The sequence below is a fragment of the Synechococcus sp. MU1648 genome, from assembly GCF_023630615.1.
In the GTDB taxonomy this organism is placed as follows: domain Bacteria; phylum Cyanobacteriota; class Cyanobacteriia; order PCC-6307; family Cyanobiaceae; genus Parasynechococcus.
This window is the reverse complement of the sequence record NZ_JAKUHI010000005.1, coordinates 131,719-148,665: the sequence shown is the minus strand read 5'-3', so window position 1 is coordinate 148,665 and position 16,947 is coordinate 131,719. Positions and strand designations below refer to the sequence as shown.

At 59.7% G+C, this 16,947-nt stretch carries 15 protein-coding genes, 2 tRNA genes and 1 pseudogene; 9 read left to right on the top strand and 9 right to left on the bottom strand.

Annotated elements, in window-relative coordinates:
• Together infB and NCN06_RS07750 are read left to right on the top strand one after the other, a co-directional pair.
• On the top strand, nucleotides 1–2,574 hold a 2,574-nt coding region (gene infB, locus NCN06_RS07755), incomplete at its 5' end, for a translation initiation factor IF-2 (protein ID WP_226398032.1).
• Between the two features lie 14 nt (nucleotides 2,575–2,588).
• Nucleotides 2,589–3,101, top strand: a pseudogene (locus NCN06_RS07750) (low-complexity tail membrane protein); the annotation flags it as partial.
• Between the two features lie 720 nt (nucleotides 3,102–3,821).
• Here NCN06_RS07750 and NCN06_RS07745 read toward each other — a convergent pair.
• Complete coding sequence (locus NCN06_RS07745; RefSeq protein WP_370520032.1) at nucleotides 3,822–4,040, bottom strand: DUF3493 domain-containing protein; 219 nt, start codon at nucleotides 4,038–4,040, stop codon at nucleotides 3,822–3,824.
• Between the two features lie 97 nt (nucleotides 4,041–4,137).
• Here NCN06_RS07745 and NCN06_RS07740 point away from each other — a divergent pair.
• Nucleotides 4,138–4,210, top strand: a tRNA-Thr gene (locus tag NCN06_RS07740).
• A gap of 114 nt (nucleotides 4,211–4,324) precedes the next feature.
• Here NCN06_RS07740 and NCN06_RS07735 read toward each other — a convergent pair.
• Nucleotides 4,325–5,449: a transporter substrate-binding domain-containing protein gene (locus NCN06_RS07735; RefSeq protein ID WP_226409314.1), complete on the bottom strand. Its 1,125-nt coding sequence runs from the start codon at nucleotides 5,447–5,449 to the stop codon at nucleotides 4,325–4,327.
• Nucleotides 5,383–6,435 carry a ligand-gated ion channel gene (locus NCN06_RS07730; protein ID WP_226398029.1) on the bottom strand — a complete coding sequence of 351 codons (1,053 nt, stop codon included), beginning with the start codon at nucleotides 6,433–6,435 and terminating at the stop codon, nucleotides 5,383–5,385. The genes NCN06_RS07735 and NCN06_RS07730 overlap by 67 nt, the downstream gene beginning before the upstream one ends.
• 111 nt (nucleotides 6,436–6,546) lie before the next feature.
• Between NCN06_RS07730 and NCN06_RS07725 the strand changes: the two genes are divergently transcribed.
• The 5 genes from NCN06_RS07725 (at nucleotide 6,547) to NCN06_RS07705 (ending at nucleotide 11,790) form a co-directional block, all read left to right on the top strand.
• Entirely contained in the window at nucleotides 6,547–7,473 is a 927-nt protein-coding gene (locus NCN06_RS07725) for a bestrophin family protein (protein WP_250398820.1), read from the top strand.
• Nucleotides 7,474–7,490: 17 nt separating this feature from the next.
• Nucleotides 7,491–8,099: a succinate dehydrogenase cytochrome b subunit gene (locus NCN06_RS07720; RefSeq protein ID WP_250398819.1), complete on the top strand. Its 609-nt coding sequence runs from the start codon at nucleotides 7,491–7,493 to the stop codon at nucleotides 8,097–8,099.
• On the top strand, nucleotides 8,096–10,015 hold the full coding sequence (locus NCN06_RS07715; protein ID WP_226398026.1) for a fumarate reductase/succinate dehydrogenase flavoprotein subunit: 1,920 nt from the start codon (nucleotides 8,096–8,098) through the stop codon (nucleotides 10,013–10,015). Before NCN06_RS07720 ends, NCN06_RS07715 begins: the two co-directional genes overlap by 4 nt.
• Nucleotides 10,012–10,740, top strand: a complete 729-nt coding sequence (locus NCN06_RS07710) for a succinate dehydrogenase/fumarate reductase iron-sulfur subunit (RefSeq protein ID WP_226398025.1) — start codon at nucleotides 10,012–10,014, stop codon at nucleotides 10,738–10,740. The genes NCN06_RS07715 and NCN06_RS07710 overlap by 4 nt, the downstream gene beginning before the upstream one ends.
• Before the next feature lie 270 nt (nucleotides 10,741–11,010).
• On the top strand, nucleotides 11,011–11,790 hold the full coding sequence (locus NCN06_RS07705; protein WP_115022265.1) for a prohibitin family protein: 780 nt from the start codon (nucleotides 11,011–11,013) through the stop codon (nucleotides 11,788–11,790).
• 88 nt (nucleotides 11,791–11,878) lie between these two features.
• Here NCN06_RS07705 and NCN06_RS07700 read toward each other — a convergent pair whose 3' ends face one another.
• The 5 genes from NCN06_RS07700 to NCN06_RS07680 all read right to left on the bottom strand — a co-directional run bounded on the left by NCN06_RS07700 (nucleotide 11,879) and on the right by NCN06_RS07680 (nucleotide 14,636).
• The gene (locus NCN06_RS07700) at nucleotides 11,879–12,151 is read right to left on the bottom strand and encodes a hypothetical protein (RefSeq protein WP_226398024.1); all 273 of its coding nucleotides are present in this window, start codon (nucleotides 12,149–12,151) and stop codon (nucleotides 11,879–11,881) included.
• A 229-nt stretch (nucleotides 12,152–12,380) separates the two neighbouring features.
• On the bottom strand, nucleotides 12,381–12,536 hold the full coding sequence (locus NCN06_RS07695; RefSeq protein ID WP_170951104.1) for a hypothetical protein: 156 nt from the start codon (nucleotides 12,534–12,536) through the stop codon (nucleotides 12,381–12,383).
• A gap of 99 nt (nucleotides 12,537–12,635) precedes the next feature.
• Nucleotides 12,636–13,517 carry a tRNA glutamyl-Q(34) synthetase GluQRS gene (gene gluQRS / locus NCN06_RS07690; protein WP_250398818.1) on the bottom strand — a complete coding sequence of 294 codons (882 nt, stop codon included), beginning with the start codon at nucleotides 13,515–13,517 and terminating at the stop codon, nucleotides 12,636–12,638.
• Nucleotides 13,518–13,567: 50 nt separating this feature from the next.
• Complete coding sequence (locus NCN06_RS07685) at nucleotides 13,568–13,843, bottom strand: HU family DNA-binding protein (RefSeq protein ID WP_006850925.1); 276 nt, start codon at nucleotides 13,841–13,843, stop codon at nucleotides 13,568–13,570.
• 133 nt (nucleotides 13,844–13,976) lie between these two features.
• Nucleotides 13,977–14,636: an MBL fold metallo-hydrolase gene (locus NCN06_RS07680; protein WP_226398022.1), complete on the bottom strand. Its 660-nt coding sequence runs from the start codon at nucleotides 14,634–14,636 to the stop codon at nucleotides 13,977–13,979.
• A 54-nt stretch (nucleotides 14,637–14,690) separates the two neighbouring features.
• Between NCN06_RS07680 and NCN06_RS07675 the strand changes: the two genes are divergently transcribed.
• Entirely contained in the window at nucleotides 14,691–16,769 is a 2,079-nt protein-coding gene (locus NCN06_RS07675; RefSeq protein WP_250398817.1) for a glycogen debranching protein, read from the top strand.
• Nucleotides 16,770–16,773: 4 nt separating this feature from the next.
• Here the strand turns inward: NCN06_RS07675 and NCN06_RS07670 are convergent.
• A tRNA-Gly gene (locus tag NCN06_RS07670) sits at nucleotides 16,774–16,844 on the bottom strand.
• Nucleotides 16,845–16,947 lie beyond the last annotated feature (103 nt).

Below are 16,947 nucleotides of genomic sequence, written 5' to 3'. Positions count from 1 at the left end.
GCCCCATCACGCCCCACCCCCAAGCCCGAACTGGTGGGTAAACCCGTGCCGCGTCGCCCTGCTGGCACCGGCGTTCCCCAACGCCAGGGGGGACCGAGCAGACCGGGAACCCCCACCCGACAAAGTCGACCAGGGATGCCCCCACGCAGTGGCAACACCCTGGAACTGGTTGGGAAACCGATTCGTCGCGACGGCAGCACGACCGGCAGCGGACGTCCGGGTGCTCCCACCCGTCCAGGAGCTCCTGGACGTCCAGGAATGCCCGCTGGAATGCGCAAACCGGTGGCTCCCGGTGAGCTCATGCAGCTGCAGAAGCCGGTCGGCCGACCGACGGCACCGGCCCCCCGCCGTCCCGACGCACCGACCAAAGCCGGTGCAGGGACAGCCACACCCCCCGTGGCACGTCCGACCGCTCCATCGGCACCACGTCGTCCGAGCTTCCGTCCTGGCGGTCCTGGTGGCCAGCGACGTCCCGGTCGGCCGGATTGGGATGACAGCGCCAAGCTGGAAGCCCTGCGCAGCCGCTCGCCGCAGAAGCAGCGCCAGAAGGTCCACATCATCGGAGAAAACGATGATTCGCTAGCGGCACAGACCGGCGGCTTCGCCGGGGAACAGGAGAACATGGTTCTCTCGGCGAGCCTGGCTCGTCCCTCAAAACCCAAATTGCAGCAGCGCACGGCACCCAAGCCGGTGGCGGCGATGCGCAAGCGCAAGAAGGAAACCGCCCGTCAGCGCCAGCGTCGGCGTGCCATGGAGCTGCGGGCAGCCCGGGAAGCCAAGCAGGTGCGGCCCGAAATGATCGTGGTGCCGGAGGACAACCTCACGGTGCAGGAACTGGCCGACATGCTGAGCGTCGAAAGCTCGGAGATCATCAAATCCCTGTTCTTCAAGGGGGTCATCGCCACGGTCACCCAGACCCTGGATATGCCGACGATCGAGGCCGTGGCCGAAGAATTCGGTGTGCCGGTGCTCCAGGACGACGTTGAGGAGGCTGCGAAGAAGACCGTCGAAATGATCGAGGAAGCCGACAAGGCTCATCTGATCCGACGTCCTCCCGTGGTCACCGTCATGGGCCATGTCGACCACGGCAAAACCAGCCTGCTGGATGCCATCCGTCAGGCCCGCGTCGCTGCGGGAGAGGCCGGAGGCATCACCCAGCACATCGGTGCTTATCAGGTTGAGGTTGAGCACAACAACGAGCCGCGAAAACTCACCTTCCTTGACACCCCGGGCCACGCAGCGTTCACCGCCATGCGGGCTCGCGGCACCAAGGTGACGGATGTGGCTGTGCTGGTGGTGGCTGCTGATGACGGCGTCCGCCCTCAAACCCTTGAAGCCATCAGCCATGCACGGGCTGCTGAAGTGCCGATCGTGGTGGCGATCAACAAAATCGACAAAGAGGGTTCATCTCCCGAGCGGGTCAAACAGGAGCTGTCCGAACAAAACCTGCTGGCGGAAGACTGGGGCGGCGATGTGGTGATGGTGCCGGTGAGCGCCATCAAGGGCGAGAACATCGACAAACTGCTGGAGATGCTGCTGCTGGTCACCGAAGTGGAAGACCTGCAGGCCAATCCAGATCGTCTGGCCCGCGGCACCGTGATCGAGGCACACCTCGACAAAGCGAAAGGCCCCGTGGCCACGCTGCTGGTGCAGAACGGCACCCTCAAGACCGGCGACGTGGTCGCCGCTGGTCCGGTGCTTGGCAAGGTGCGCGCCATGGTGGACGACAACCGGCAACGGCTGAAGTCGGCCGGTCCCTCCTTCGCCGTCGAGGCCCTGGGCTTCAGCGAGGTCCCCACAGCCGGTGATGAGTTTGAGGTGTACCCCGACGAGAAGTCGGCCCGGGCTGTTGTGGGCGATCGTGCCTCCGATGCCCGTGCCACACGTCTCGCCCAACAGATGGCATCGCGACGGGTCTCGCTCACGGCCATGTCCGGTCAAGCGAATGACGGCGAGCTCAAGGAACTCAACCTGATTCTCAAGGCAGATGTTCAGGGCTCTGTGGAAGCCATCCTCGGATCGCTCGAACAGCTTCCCAAAGATGAGGTTCAGGTGCGTGTGCTCCTGTCCGCACCCGGTGAGATCACAGAAACCGACGTGGATCTGGCCGCCGCATCCGGCGCTGTGATCGTGGGCTTCAACACCTCCATGGCCTCCGGAGCCAAGAAGGCCGCAGATGCCACCGGGGTGGACGTCCGCGATTACGACGTGATCTACAAGCTTCTGGAGGACATCCAGATGGCAATGGAAGGTCTACTGGAGCCGGAGCTGGTGGAAGAAGCCCTGGGCGAAGCCGAGGTGCGCGCTGTGTTCACCATCGGCAAAAGTGCCGTTGCCGGTTGTTATGTCAACACTGGCAAGCTGCATCGCAACTGCCGGGTGCGGGTCCATCGCGGGAAACAGGTGGTCTACGAGGGCGACCTCGACTCCCTGCGTCGCAACAAGGACGACGTCAAGGAAGTGGCCACAGGCTTCGAATGCGGTGTCGGCACCGATCGGTTCGCCAATTGGGAAGAAGGCGATCGCATTGAAGCCTTCAAGATGGTCACCCAACGTCGCAAACTCACCACCTGACCCCGCAAGCGATCGTGCAGCCCCGCAGCGAGCCACTGCTCTGGCTTCAGTGCCTGGCTCTTGGAGCCATCCCACTGGAACTGCTGGTGATCCGCCTGGTTCTAGCCGGCGCGGATCCGGGACCTGTGCCTGGTGTGGAGCGATTTCTGATCTGGGGCGTCGGGGTGCTGGCTCCGACTGTGGCGTTATGGCGGCGCCCCGCCGACTGGGGATCACTGCTGCTGGTGCGTCAGCCGCTGGCCAGCCGCAGCAGCGATCAACTCCGCATCAGTGCATCGCAAAGCGGTCTCAGCAGCCGCATTGCTGTAGTAGCTGCGGCGGTCATCCTGCTGCCCACCCTCTGGTGGCTCGATGATTCAGCAGTGCTGGTGAATGAATTTTCTCCGGTTTCGGGCCAGTCCCGCCTCGTCAGCCTGTTGCTTGTCAGTCCGCTGCTGGGGCTGATCGTCTGGCAGTTGCAGCAGTTGGTTCAAGCCGCAGCGGTCTTGGTTGGTTCGGCAACAACAACTGCGGCTGCTGATTCAACCTTCCGGGCTGAAGCTGTTGCATCGCAACGCACCAGCCTTGGCCTGCAGCTGCTCAACCTCCCCGCCCTGGACTGGCCGGAGGCTCAGGCAGACCCAAGCACTGAAGGCATCGTTGAGGAGGCGGACGTCGACGCGCCAGCCGTTGATGAAGACAGCCAAGACCAGGACAAAAGCGAAACCGATCCGTCCAACAACGAGATTCCCGACGAAACCATCGACACGGAACCCGCGGAGCCGGAGACGGATGACGGCACTGAAAATGAGACCACCGTTCAAGACAGCACAGACATCAACCGGGGGATTCCTGAGGACTCTGTTGAAACCGAAGCCAACGACACGGATCAAGCCGTTGAGGTGGCGGACGTCGACGCATCAGCCAGTGATGACGTCGACCGAGACATCGACGCATCTGAAACGGAAATCGATCAACTGAACAACGAGATTCCCGACGAAACCATCGACGCGGAACCCGCGGAGCCGGAGACGGATGACGGCCCTGAAAACAAGATCACCGAACAAGAGAGCAAAGACAACACCGCGAAGATGTCTGTGGAATCTGCTGACATTGAGCCTGAAGAGCTGGTGCTGAACAACGAAGACAAGGAGGTCAGCACCGAGTCAGAACTGGATGTCGACAGTGCTGAAGATGACAGTGCTGAAGATGCCGTTGAGGCTGAAGTCGATGCTGCTGCAAACGCCAACCCATCGGCTTCGCCTGAATCAATCTCCACTGCTTCCACTCCTGTCCCGGTCGAACCAGAGCAGCCCGGAGAAGAGGAGGAGAGCACCGCCCTGGATCCCGAAATCAGCCAAGTCGACACTGTCGCCAGCGGAAGCACGGAAGGCCATGGTGAACAGGCCGAGCCCAGCGGAGGCAAAGAGAGCGAACCAGAGCAGTCGTCGGAGCCCCCGCCAGGGAGTCTGTGACTCTTTGAGCAATCGCTCCCGCAACGCGGGATCCAGGCTGGATTTGGAGCGCTGATTATCGGACAAACGTCCCCGTTGGATTCAGAGCAAATGTTAAATTGCTCACGACGCCGATGTAGCTCAGCCGGTAGAGCAACGCTTTCGTAAAGCGTGGGTCGCCTGTTCAAGTCAGGTCATCGGCTTCACATCATGTTTAAAGTGCTTTCAGCATTGGTTCACGGTGTTTGTTGGTAACGCTCTTAGCATTTAAGTCGAACGATCTGGTCACAACACATCAGACCGCCTAATTTCACGCACTAACGACAAAGTGCAGCAAGGCCAGGAATGGCACATAGCTGCTCACCCGTTTGGATGGTTCCGTCTGCCAGCAATCCCCAGGGAACAATCCAATGCTGAGGATCAACAACATCGAGAACACCACGCGCTTCTGGATTGGGAATAAAAATCACCTGTCTTTGTTTCAGCTTCAGGCGATCACGCAACCAAGATGTATAAACCTGAGACTCGAGCAACTGCTGATAGGAGCCATCACGAATAATCTCCTCAAAACCCGCTGTCACAGCATCAGCCAGCTCCATGTTGTCGGGGCTGACATAAAAGAAACCCGCAAATGGATAGACCACAAGAACATGAGGATCAAGAACCACTCCATCGGAAAAGCGATTAACGACTTCCTGTTCACCCTCAATTTCTGCTACCCCACGCAACAGCAGATCAACCCTCTGCTGATCAACGAGTCGAAATAAATTATCCCCAGATGTTTCAAATGTTCGCAACCCAGCCGCATCAAAAATATCCAGCTCGCTCCAACCACTCCCCTGCAGCAGAGTCAGAGCACGTAATTCCTTCAAGTTGTCGACAGATGCCAACCTTGGCAAGCGCTTGTCGTGGGTCCAACCAACACGAAGCCCCAAGACACCGCCAGTAATGGGAATCGGAATGACCCGCAAACGCGCGTTCAATGATCGACCTGCACCGTAGGCACCGATCGTGATGGCATGGGGGTTTTTGCCTCCCACCAGCTGGCCTGATGCCAAGGCATCAATGGCTGCATCCTGCGACAGATCTTCAGCAGTTAGACCAAAGGCAAAATCAACTCCACTGCGCTCCATAATCAAGCGCAACAGCTGTGTTTTGAACTCCCGTTCCGTATCACCGAGATCACGACCAAGCACTACCGGGAGCACACCATCAGGGAGGGACTGCACTTCCACTGCCGTTAACAAATGCTTATTGTCGAGATCGAGCTGGCCTTCCGAAAATCTTGGGCGGATCGCGAGGAAGGCTGCCACCACTACCAGCAGACTCAGAACAACCGAAGCAGCTGTTTGCGAACCAAAGCGAGGTACAGACATCAGCTCGAGGGAATAATCAAGTAAACACCAAACAAAGTGAAAGCCAAATAACTTGGCAATAGACAACGCCGCAAAATCCCAGATACACGCTTCGAATACTCAGCCAGATGATTATCAATAACCTCATCCGCACCTACCACATAAAGAATACCGAGAAAAATAATGATCTGAAGATTGCCGATAAATCCACTCATAGCTGTCACGGGAAGCTTCCCGGCAATAAAAACATAATTACCACCTGCAGAAACAACCGCAGCAAGGATCAGATCATCACGACTGCGGCTAATCAGCAGCGCCATGCAGCACAGGCCAACTGCAAGAATGTATCCAAGAAAATCAGGGGTGAACCACAGCAAACTCACCCGTTCCAAATGCATCTGAAATACAACCGTGTGCTGACGAATCAATGACAATCCAGACTCGATCCCTGAGCCCAGGTCACTCATCAGTGACACTTGAGAAGGGAAGGCTTCTGAATCATGCAACAACCAACCGGGCAGAATTAATCCTGGGCTCAAAGAGAAGCCATTGGATGGCACCACCTCCAAAGCAGTCGGGTTCAACGGATCGAGGAAGCCAACCTCAACCTTCAAGTGCTGGCTATCAAAGGGATAGCGACTCAGCTGCCAGCGTTGGACCGCCTGCGTACGAATGCGGTAGAGGCTCCAGACACGACCATCGGCACGAGACTCTCGACGCACCCGTTCAAAGCGCTGCACATCACCGTCATGAATGCCATTCAGGACGGTGAGGTCATCACTGGGATTCTGATCCGCAGGACCCGACCAAATCGACCACAAAAAAAGTTGTACTGAAAAGCGATTTTCAAGTAGATCAAGATCACTCAGGTTCGTGACATAAGCGCCAACTTGCAAGATTCCTGGGGACCCACTCTGATCCTCAGGCACATCAATCAGAGTTTGAGCAAGCCTGTCCCAGTCAAACGCCGGAGGGGATGTGTTTGCAGGCAGAGATGGGGCCTTGTGCAGCAAGGGGTGCAACAACAAGCTGAGAACAAGCACTGTTGCCACCAACGGGATCAGCCAGCGCATGCGACGGGACGAGACGCGCACGTCCGGCTACCAAGAACTCCTCGCACGATGACAAGAGCAATACTTGAAAACCAGCGCCGTGCACGTTCTGTGATCCTTCCCTCAAGAGGCGTGGCCTTCAAAACAGGCAGCTACGGGGACCCGGCCGCTACCAACCAACGCGACTACTGGCGTGTGGCGTTGCAACTGGTGAAGCGGGCGAAAGTGGACCTGGCGATGCTGGTGCTGATGAGTGTCGTGCTGATCCCGCTCGACATTCACCTCAAGGACTGGTTGCTCAGCACGAAGGCAGTGGCCGTACTGGGCATCGCCATGTCGATCTTCATCGGTTTCCGCAACACCCAAGCCATTAGCCGTTGGTGGGAAGCGCGAACACTGTGGGGAACAGTTGTAAATAAAAGCCGTGTCTGGGCCGACGGCCTGCGCGGGTTGCTCAACGAGCAGCAATGGCGCAGTGCTCGAACACAGCAGTTGGTGCAGCTTCAGGTGGCCATTGTTTGGCAATTGAACTTTCAATTGCGCAACTTCTGGCATCCAGACCTAGATCTGATGCGGCAAGAACTGCTTGATCAGCTCGCACTGCCAGACGACAGCACAGTTCGAAGCCTTTCGGTTCAACGAATGATGGGCATTCAGAAACTGGCCGAAGATCAATGGATCACCGAGTGGGGCCGCAAGCATTTGCTGGAGATCAGTGATGCCATGACCGATGCCGTTGGCGGTCTCGAACGGATCCGCAACACCCCGATTCCACCGCCCTACGACCTCTTCGTTCGTGTGATCAATTGGGTGTTCGGAACCCAGTTGCTGCTGTCGTTTGAAAGCCAGGGGTCAGCGCTTACGGGAATTCTGCTGTTCTTCGGGTTCCTCATTGCTGAGCGCATCGGGGCTTATGTGGAAGGGCCTTTCGATCGAGACGGCAGCAGCTTTTCAATGCCCCTGAATACGATCTGTGTGGGAATCAGTGAAGACCTGATGCCGAGAGAACTCAACTACGGCAGGTATCGTCCCAGCCGAAATCCTGTGTTTTGGGATTGATTCAGGTGCCAAACGTGATGCGCATTGGATCGGCCATCAGCGGGTTGCTGCTGGTGCTGTTTCTTGTGGTTCATCTGGCCGGTTTGTTGCCCGCCCTGATCGCACCGCTGAAGTTCGAGCTGTACGCCACGACCCTGCATCACCAGCCGTGGCTCCCTCTGCTGGAGGTCAGCTTGGCCACCACCGCAACCATTCATCTGGTCTTCACCGTCGCCAAAACGCTTCGAAATCGTCGCGCTGGCAATACAGCTGCGCTGCGCAGCCGTCGTGGTCGACCGCTCGCGGCTCTCGCCAGCCGCAGCAAAGTCGCTGCAGGAATCATCACGCTGGGATTCCTAACCCTGCACCTGCAGCAATTGCGTTGGCCCCGTCCTGCAGACGGATTGGAGAGAGAGGCATTGATGCAGGTGCTGCAGCAACCGATCAGCCTGCTTGTTTATGCCGCCGGCAGCCTGGTCATCGGGCTGCACCTTCTGCACGGTGCTGAGGCAGCACACCGCAACCTGGGGCTGCTGACCCCGGTTAATGGCCCCAGCATCCGCTGGGGGGGGCGCCTGCTGGCGTCTGTCATCGGAGGAGGCTTCCTGCTGATCAGCCTGGGACTGGCCCTCGGAGGATTGGCATGAGCAGTGGTTGGCCTGACCCCAGGATTCCCTCCGGTCCGCTCGCTGATGCCTGGCGAAGGACTCGGGAGGGACTGCCGCTGATCAGCCCCTTACGCAAAGGGCAGCTGGATGTACTCGTGGTGGGGACCGGCCTGGCAGGCGCTTCAGCGGCGGCAACCTTGGCGCAGCAGGGCTACCGGGTCACGGTGCTCAGCTTCCATGACAGCCCACGCCGTGCCCATTCGGTGGCGGCTCAAGGCGGCATTAATGCCGCGCGTTCCGTTGCGGTCGATGGAGACAGCATCAGTCGCCTGTTCGCCGACACCCTCAAGGGGGGCGACTTCCGCGCCCGCGAATCAGGCTGCCAGCGGCTGGCGGAAATCAGCAGCGGCATCATCGACCAATGCGTAGCCCAGGGGGTGCCGTTCGCGCGCGAATACGGCGGCAGCCTGGCCACCCGCAGTTTCGGCGGTGCTCTAGTGAGCCGCACCTTCTATGCCCGTGGTCAGACCGGCCAGCAATTGCTCTACGGCGCCTACCAGGCCTTGATGCGCCAGGTGGAGCTGGGTCGCGTGCAACTGCTCACCCGTCGGGATGTGCTCGAGCTAATCACCGTGGATGGGGTCGCACGCGGTGTGGTGGCGCGCCATCTGCTGAGCGGTGAGCTGGAGGTGCACACCGCCCGTACTGTCCTGCTCTGCACCGGTGGCTACAGCAACGTCTACTTCCTCTCCACCAATGCGCTCAAGTCCAACACCAGTGCGATCTGGCGAGCCCACTGCAAAGGGGCCCTGTTCGCCAATCCCTGCTTCACCCAGATTCATCCCACCTGCATTCCTAGTGGCGATGTCTTCCAGAGCAAGCTGACACTGATGAGCGAAAGCCTGCGCAACGACGGGCGGGTCTGGCTGCCCAAAAACCCGGACGAGACACGATCTCCCGATGCGATTCCTGAAGAGGAGCGCGACTACTTCTTGGAGAGGCTTTATCCCACCTACGGCAACATGACGCCGCGGGACGTCGCCTCCAGGCGAGCCAGGGAGCTTTGCAACGCCGGGCGGGGCGTCGGCCCGGGGGGGCGATCGGTCTACCTCGACCTCACCGATGCCATCAAAGCCGAAGGTCGCGACGCCATTGCTGCGCGCTACGGCAACTTGATGACAATGTACGAGCGGATCAGCGGCGACGACCCCTACAGCAAGCCGATGCGGATCTATCCCGCCCCCCACTACACAATGGGCGGCCTCTGGGTCGACTACCACCTGATGAGTTCGGTCCCAGGCCTCTTTGTGCTCGGGGAAGCGAACTACTCCGAGCATGGCGCCAACCGACTCGGGGCCAGCGCCTTGATGCAAGGGCTTGCCGATGGCTACTTCATCGCGCCGTCCACGGTCACGGCCTGGCTGGCGAGCACACCGGCCGAGGATGTCTCCACCGACCACCCGGCCTGCCGCGAGGCCCTGGAGAGCACCCGCACCCGGATCAGCCAATTGCTCAACAACAAGGGCAACACCCCGGTGGACAGCTTCCATCGCGAGCTGGGAAGCGTGATGATCGACCGCTGCGGCATCAGCCGCCATGCAAATGGTCTTCAGGAGGGGCTGCAGCAGGTGCGATCCCTTGAACAGCGCTTCGACACTGAAGTGCGGGTGCCCGGCGACGCCAGCGGTCCCAATGCCGAGCTGGAGAAAGCTCTGCGGGTTAAAGACTTCTTCGGGCTTGCCCAATTGATGCTGCGGGATGCCCTAGCCCGAGAGGAGTCGTGCGGCGCCCACTTCCGCGAGGAACACCAGAGTGAAGACGGCGAAGCCCGGCGTGACGACGTCAACTTCGCCCATATCGCGGCCTGGGAGCACAACAGCGGCGGCGATCCGATCCGCCACAGCGAACCGCTGCAGTTCACCACGCTGCAACCCAGCACCCGGAGCTACAAATGAAACTCACCCTGCGCATCTGGCGCCAGAGCAGCGCCGATCAACCCGGGACACATCAGAGCTATCTGCTGGAGAACGTCTCCCCCGACCTCTCCCTGCTTGAAGCACTTGATCAGCTCAATGAACAACTGATCAGCTCCGGAGAACGGCCCGTGAGCTTCGAGCACGACTGCCGCGAAGGGATCTGCGGCAGCTGCGGCTTCCTCGTGAATGGCCAGGCCCATGGACCTCGGACCGCCACATCTGTGTGCCAGCTCTACCTGCGGGAGTTCAGCGATGGCACGGTGCTAACCCTGGAGCCCTGGAGCGCACGAGCCTTCCCTCCAATCCAGGACCTCATGGTGGACCGCTCCGCCTTCGACCGCCTCATCGCCGCCGGGGGCTACTGCTCCATAGGCACTGGTCAGGCCCCGGATGGCAACGCCTTGCCGGTGGGGCGAGAGCAAGCCACTAGCGCCTTCAGCACAGCGACCTGCATCGGTTGTGGCGCCTGCGTCGCCAGCTGCCGCAATGCCTCAGCCAGCCTGTTCGTGGCCGCCAAACTGGCGCATTTGGGTCAGCTGCCACAGGGACAACCGGAACGGGCCCGACGCGCCGATGCCATGCAGCGCCAGATGGAGGCAGAGGGCTTCGGAAGCTGCAGCAGCAACCTGGAATGCGAAGCGGTCTGCCCACAGGACATTTCTGCTGACTGGATCAGCTGGATGCACAGAGAAGCACGGAGCTAATTCAATGAACGGCAAGCTCCTCGTTGCAGGCATTGTTGGATTCTTCCTTCTGTTCTTTGTGATGGAGTCCTGGTTGATGAGGGGCCTTCCCCACTGATCTTCAGGAGCACAAACGATCCAGGCCTACACCAAACAACAGAACTGACCACACTGCTCATCAACGAAGCAACAAAAATTGCAGCAGACCCAACCCAGAAATCCCCAGAATATTTTTTCATCACAACCAACAAGGGATCACTAATATTTTAATTATCGATTCACGCCATCATCATGCAATCCAAGGGCCAACCAGAGCAGATCACAAAAACAGTGGTCGGCATCACGACGGTCTTCATTGGTGGCATCGCCCTCTTATCGACTGTTTTCGTTGTTCCCGCTGGCGAAGTTGGCGTTGTCACAACCCTGGGAAAAGTCTCCGATACCCCTCGAGAACCAGGCTTGAATTTAAAACTACCTTTCATCCAATCGACCCATAACTTCAGCGTAAGAACACAGGTCATTCCCGAAAAATTTTCGACACTCACCAAGGATTTACAGGTAATCGAAGCAACAGCAACGGTGAAATACGCCGTCAAACCTGGGGAGGCGCCAAGGATTTACAGCACCATTGCCACCGACGATTCTGCAATCTATGCAAGGGTGATTCAGCCATCACTGCTGAAGTCTCTGAAGTCGGTGTTCTCGAAGTATGAACTCGACACCATCGCAACTGACTGGAACAACATCTCCACCCTTGTGCAAGAAAGCGTCTCAAACGAACTGAGCAAATTCGACTATGTGGCCGTGAAGGGCCTCGATATCACTGGCCTCAAGATCGCCGAAGAATACAGAGCAGCAATCGAACAAAAACAAATTGCTCAACAGCAGCTTCTACGCGCAAAAACAGAGGTTCAAATTGCAGAGCAAGAAGCCCTTAAGTTTCAAACATTGACCAAGTCGCTTAATGACAGCGTCCTCTACAAGCTCTTTCTCGATAAGTGGGACGGCAAAACCAAGGTGGTACCGCCCATCCGCGGGGGAAGCACAACACCAGTCATTGTTGGTCAATGACCGGGTTGGTCAATGGCCGGGTTGGTCAATGGCCGGGTTGGTCAATGACAGGACGTGGGAGAAACACATCGGCGACCAGACTCCCTCTTCAGAGGCCAGAGCAACCGCGGGTTGCAGCCTGCAGATCCACAACGGCCTGAGCACCGCGGCCAGCCTTCAGTTGCTGCATGATCAAATCGGCCTGGACGCCCAGCAGCAGCGTCTGACAGGGGTACGCACTGCGAGCCGATGCCCGTCGCTGAAGGGCCTCCGCCTCAAGCAGAGCCTGTTGACAGAGCTGGTGGTGACCCGCTTCAAGGCAGCGCTGTGCCCGTGCCTGAAAGGCGGCCAGAGACGAAGCCTGGGCCGCCGGGATCAGCATGCCGAGAGCCAGCAGGACTGTGACGGAGCGCGTGAGCAGGGCTCAGAGGGACGATTTACTGAGATGATGCCGCAACATCGATCACACCGCCGTGTACACAGACTGGACTGCCCTCGCTCTGCTGCTGTTCACTGCGGTGCCTCTGTTGATCGTGGTGGCGACGGTGACCTATTTCGTGATCCAGAACAACCAAAAAGCTCCCCTGAGCTGAGATTCAGCCCACCGAAGCTCAGGCCATCGGCCGGGTCGGACAACTGAGTTTGGCCAGGCCAGGGGCGTTGATCGGCTGGTGGTTCAACGGTGCGGATTGCACGGCTGAACTGAGCTGACCAGTTCCAAGACAGACAATGCAGGTTCGGAAGCGATCACCCGAAACACGCTGCATTCCACTGCCCCCACAAACTGTGCAAGTGCACATGATCCCAAGGATCAGACGATGTAGTCAGTTTGAGGCGAAATCCCTCGGCTGATCCCGAAGTGATCCTTAAGAAATCACTGCATTGATCTGCTGATGGGTCAAGTCTTCGAGCAACTCTGTTGCGCTGAGCCGCGCATCGGGGTCCACCAGCTGGAGGCCCGAGGCCAAGCGTCCGACAACCATGGCCGCATCCATCCCCGCGGCACGGAGCGATGCCAAGCCTGAACTAGCGACTCGCTTGGAGAGTTTTTGTCCCTGGGCATCGCGCAGCAGCGAGCCATGCCGAAACAGGGGCGGGTGTTGACCCAAGGCATCAAACAAGCTGCGCTGGGCCGGCAACGCTTCCCGTAGATCGGCACCACGCACCACATCGGTGATGCCAAAACTGAGTTCGTCGATCACGGTGGCGAGCTGATATGCGATGAACCCGTCGGCCCGGCGCAGCACCACATCACCACTGCCGTGGGGGTCATCATCTGCGACCCGCAAGCGCCAACTGGGGAGCCGCTGCTGCTGCCAGCCCCAGGCGTGCTCAGCCTGCCGGCAGATCCCGGGATAGATCGGTTGATCGGACAGCTCCCGCCGGGAACAGCGACAGGCGAAAAGACGACCGGAACGGCGCAACCACGACAACCAGGAGTGATAAATGCCACGCCGTTCGCTCTGCAGCACAGGGGGGCCATCCCAAGACAGGCCCAGCCAGTTCAAATCCCTCTGGATCGACTCAATTGCACCGGCGCGATTGCGCGGCGTGTCGAGGTCATCAATGCGCAGCAACCAAGCACCACCGGCCTGACGTGCCGCCAACCACGACAGCAGGGCCGTCTGCAGATTGCCGAGATGGAGAACTCCTGTGGGCGACGGGGCAAAACGTCCCCGATAGCCACCACCAGCGCACAGGGCTCGGCCCGCCTCCAGATGCTGCTGCAGATGCTCCGGAACAGACATCAAAAAAGGCGACCCATCGGGCCGCCTGGAGAACGAAGGTGAGCCGTGAATCAGCCCTGAACGCGATCTTTGAACATTTTGCCGGCTGTGAAGGCGGGAACACGCTTCGCAGGAATCGCGATCTTCTCTCCGGTCTTGGGGTTCAGACCCTGACGAGCAGAACGCTCACGAGGCTCAAATGAGCCGAAACCCAGGATGGAAACTTTTTTGCCTTCAACCACAGAGTCGATGATCGTGTCGATGGCGGCGTCGACAACCATGGAGACGTCGGTCTTGGTGAGCTCGGTGCGAGCAGCCACCAGATTCACCAGATCAGCTTTGTTCATTGGTTAGAGAGAGTCGGGGGGCGGGAGACGGCTCAAAAACGGCGTAGTGGTCTCGCCGCTGCCTTCCCCAAGCGGCCCAATCGTATGGAGAGCAACCGGTTGCTGCAAGCGAAAAGTCCTGTGCCGCAATGCTTTAGCAGTTCTGCGCAACATCACTCCACCCACGAAAGGGCACAAGACGCTCCCCACGCAGGGCACCGAGTGCAGCCCCAGACAACAGATGGGGACTGGCATCTGGAGGAATCCAACCCCTGAGTTTTGCCAGACTGTTGAGCTGTCTGGACCAGTGAAAGGTCCGGGCATGGCGCATGGGTGCGAGCTGCCCTGGAGCCCATGGCGTCAGCAAACGCCCGCAGAACAACAGCTCATTTGGTGCGGGCGCGAACACCACACAGCTTCCGGGTGTCGGCCCCGGCGTCCACAACAGCCGCAAACCACTGGCGGTGGTGTGCTGCTCAACGAAGGTCTCCAATCGCTGAACATTGGGCAATAGATAAGCCTCCTGTTCCTGCACCAGAACCGGCCATCCCAAACGCTCCTGGAGGCGACGCAGGCGCCCATGCCCTTCACGACTGGTCAGCAAAATCCTCGGGATGCGCGTTCCCGCCAGCTGACGAAGGGCGGTGAGACTGGCCTCCGTCAAGGGCGGACAGTCCACCAATACCGGCTCGGGATCCAGATCCAGCCACCAGGCGCTGCCGCCCTGACTGTCGCGGTTGGGCGGAAACAACCAGAGGTTGTCGCGCAGCTGCTGCGGCGGCCGACCGGCCTCAAGTGTGGTGGTCATCGCCATCGCTTCACACAACGGACCAAACCACTAGTTTGAAGTCGAGATGCCCCAGCAGCCTTGAGTGGCATTCACACCGGTTCTCCCTGGCCCCTTGGCAGCAGCATTACCACCAGGGGGGTGAACTTCGTGTTGGCGGCCCCCGGAGCCGACCGCATCGAATTGCTGCTTTACGGCAACGGCAATGACCGCAGTCCGAAGCGGGTGATCGAACTGGATAGTCGACGTCACCGCTCCGGCGACTACTGGCATGTGGAGGTGGAAGGTCTCGGCGAGGGCTGCTGTTACGGCTACCGCGTCTTTGGGCCTCTGGCGGCCGGGGAGCACGGCTTCCGCCCCTCCAAGGTGCTGTTAGACCCCGCCGCGCGCGCCATCAGCGGCTGGGATGTCTACGACCGGGGGCTGGCCACCGGCCCCTCGCCCAACGCCCATGCCTGCCTTAAGGGGGTGGTCTGCGAACGGGATTTGTTCGATTTTCAGGCCCATCCCCGACCGCGCCACAACTGGCAACGCACGGTGATCTATGAGCTACATGTGGGCGGCTTCACCCGCCGGGAGGATGCAGGGGTCGCCGTTGAACACCGTGGCACCTACCTCGGACTGATCGAAAAGCTGCCCTACCTCACGGAGCTAGGCATCACGGCGGTTGAGCTGCTGCCGGTGTTCTGCTTCGACCCTGCAGATGCTCCCCCCGGGCGCGACAACGTGTGGGGCTACAGCCCCTTGAGTTGGTTCACACCGCACCACGGCTACTGCAGCAGTGGCGATCCGCTCCAGGCCCGTCATGAAGTGCGCCAACTGGTGGCCGCCTGCCATGACGCCGGCGTCGAGGTGCTGCTGGATGTGGTTTACAACCACACCACAGAGGGCAACCGCCATGGCCCCACCCTGAGCTGGCGCGGCTGTGCGGACAACGTCTACTACCACCAAAACGAAGACGGCGACTACCAGGACGTGAGCGGCTGCGGCAACTCGATCGCCGCCAATGCACCAATCAGCACCCAGCTGATCCTCGATTCGATGCGCTGCTGGGCCCTGGAGCTGGGGGTGGATGGCTTCCGCTTCGACCTGGGCATCGCCATGAGCCGCGGCGATCAACTCAACCCCCTGGACGAACCACCCCTGTTCGCGGCAATGGAGGCCGATCCGCATCTAAGCGATCTCAAGCTGGTGAGTGAACCGTGGGATTGCGGCGGCCTGTATCGGCTAGAAGACTTTCCCGCCGAGCGGATCGGCACCTGGAACGGCCATTTCCGCGACGGGGTGCGGCGCTTCTGGAAAGGAGACGAGCACAGCACCTGGACCCTGGCCCAGCGGTTCAAGGGCAGCCCTGATCTCTATGACGGCAAACCGGTCGCCCTGGGGCGTTCGGTGAACTTCATCACCGCCCATGACGGCTTCACCCTTGCGGATCTGGTGAGCTACAACCGCAAACACAACCTGGCCAACGGCGAAGACAATCGCGACGGCGATAACCACAACAACAGCTGGAACCATGGCATTGAAGGCCCCAGCAGCAATCCTCTGGTGCAAACCCTGCGTCGGCGTCAGCAACGCAACCTGCTCAGCTCACTGCTGTTGGCCCGTGGCGTGCCGATGCTGCTGATGGGCGATGAAGTGGGCCGCAGCCAGGGGGGCAACAACAACAGCTGGTGCCAGAACAGCCCGCTTGGCTGGATGGTCTGGGATGAAGACCACTGCGACCTGGAACTCAAGCAGTTTCTGCAGCGCCTACTGCGCCTGCGCCAGGCCCTGCCGCAGCTGTTTAACCCTCTGGTGCCGCCGCGGGAGAGCAACCGCAAATCAGCTCAACAACAGAGCGATCTCTGGCGTCAATGGCACGGAGTAAGCCTGGCCAAACCCGACTGGGCGGCCTGGAGCCGCACCACGGCCACCAGCCTCCACAGCGGCAGCCGCGGCGCACTTCTATGGATGGGCTTCAACGCCTACAAGGAAAGTCTCAGTTTTGAGTTGCCGATTCCGGCCTCCCCTTGGAAGCGGGTGATCGACACATCGCTACCAAGTCCCAAAGATTTTCCGGCAGAACCGGCCAGCTTCAGCGGTGTAGAGATTCCGGTGCAGAGCAGAAGCTTCGTGCTGCTGCTCGCCGATGAGGAGACAACCGACCTTCGGTTGTGAACAGAGCGGGTGACGGGAATCGAACCCGTGTCATCAGCTTGGAAGGCTGAGGTCTTACCATTACACAACACCCGCACAGTACAAACGAACCAGTGCCGCAGGGCTGGTGGTGTCGTGAGTACGCATTCATTATGGCAATTCGCCTGCCCGAAGCCTCCGAGTGACACCGACCGACGCA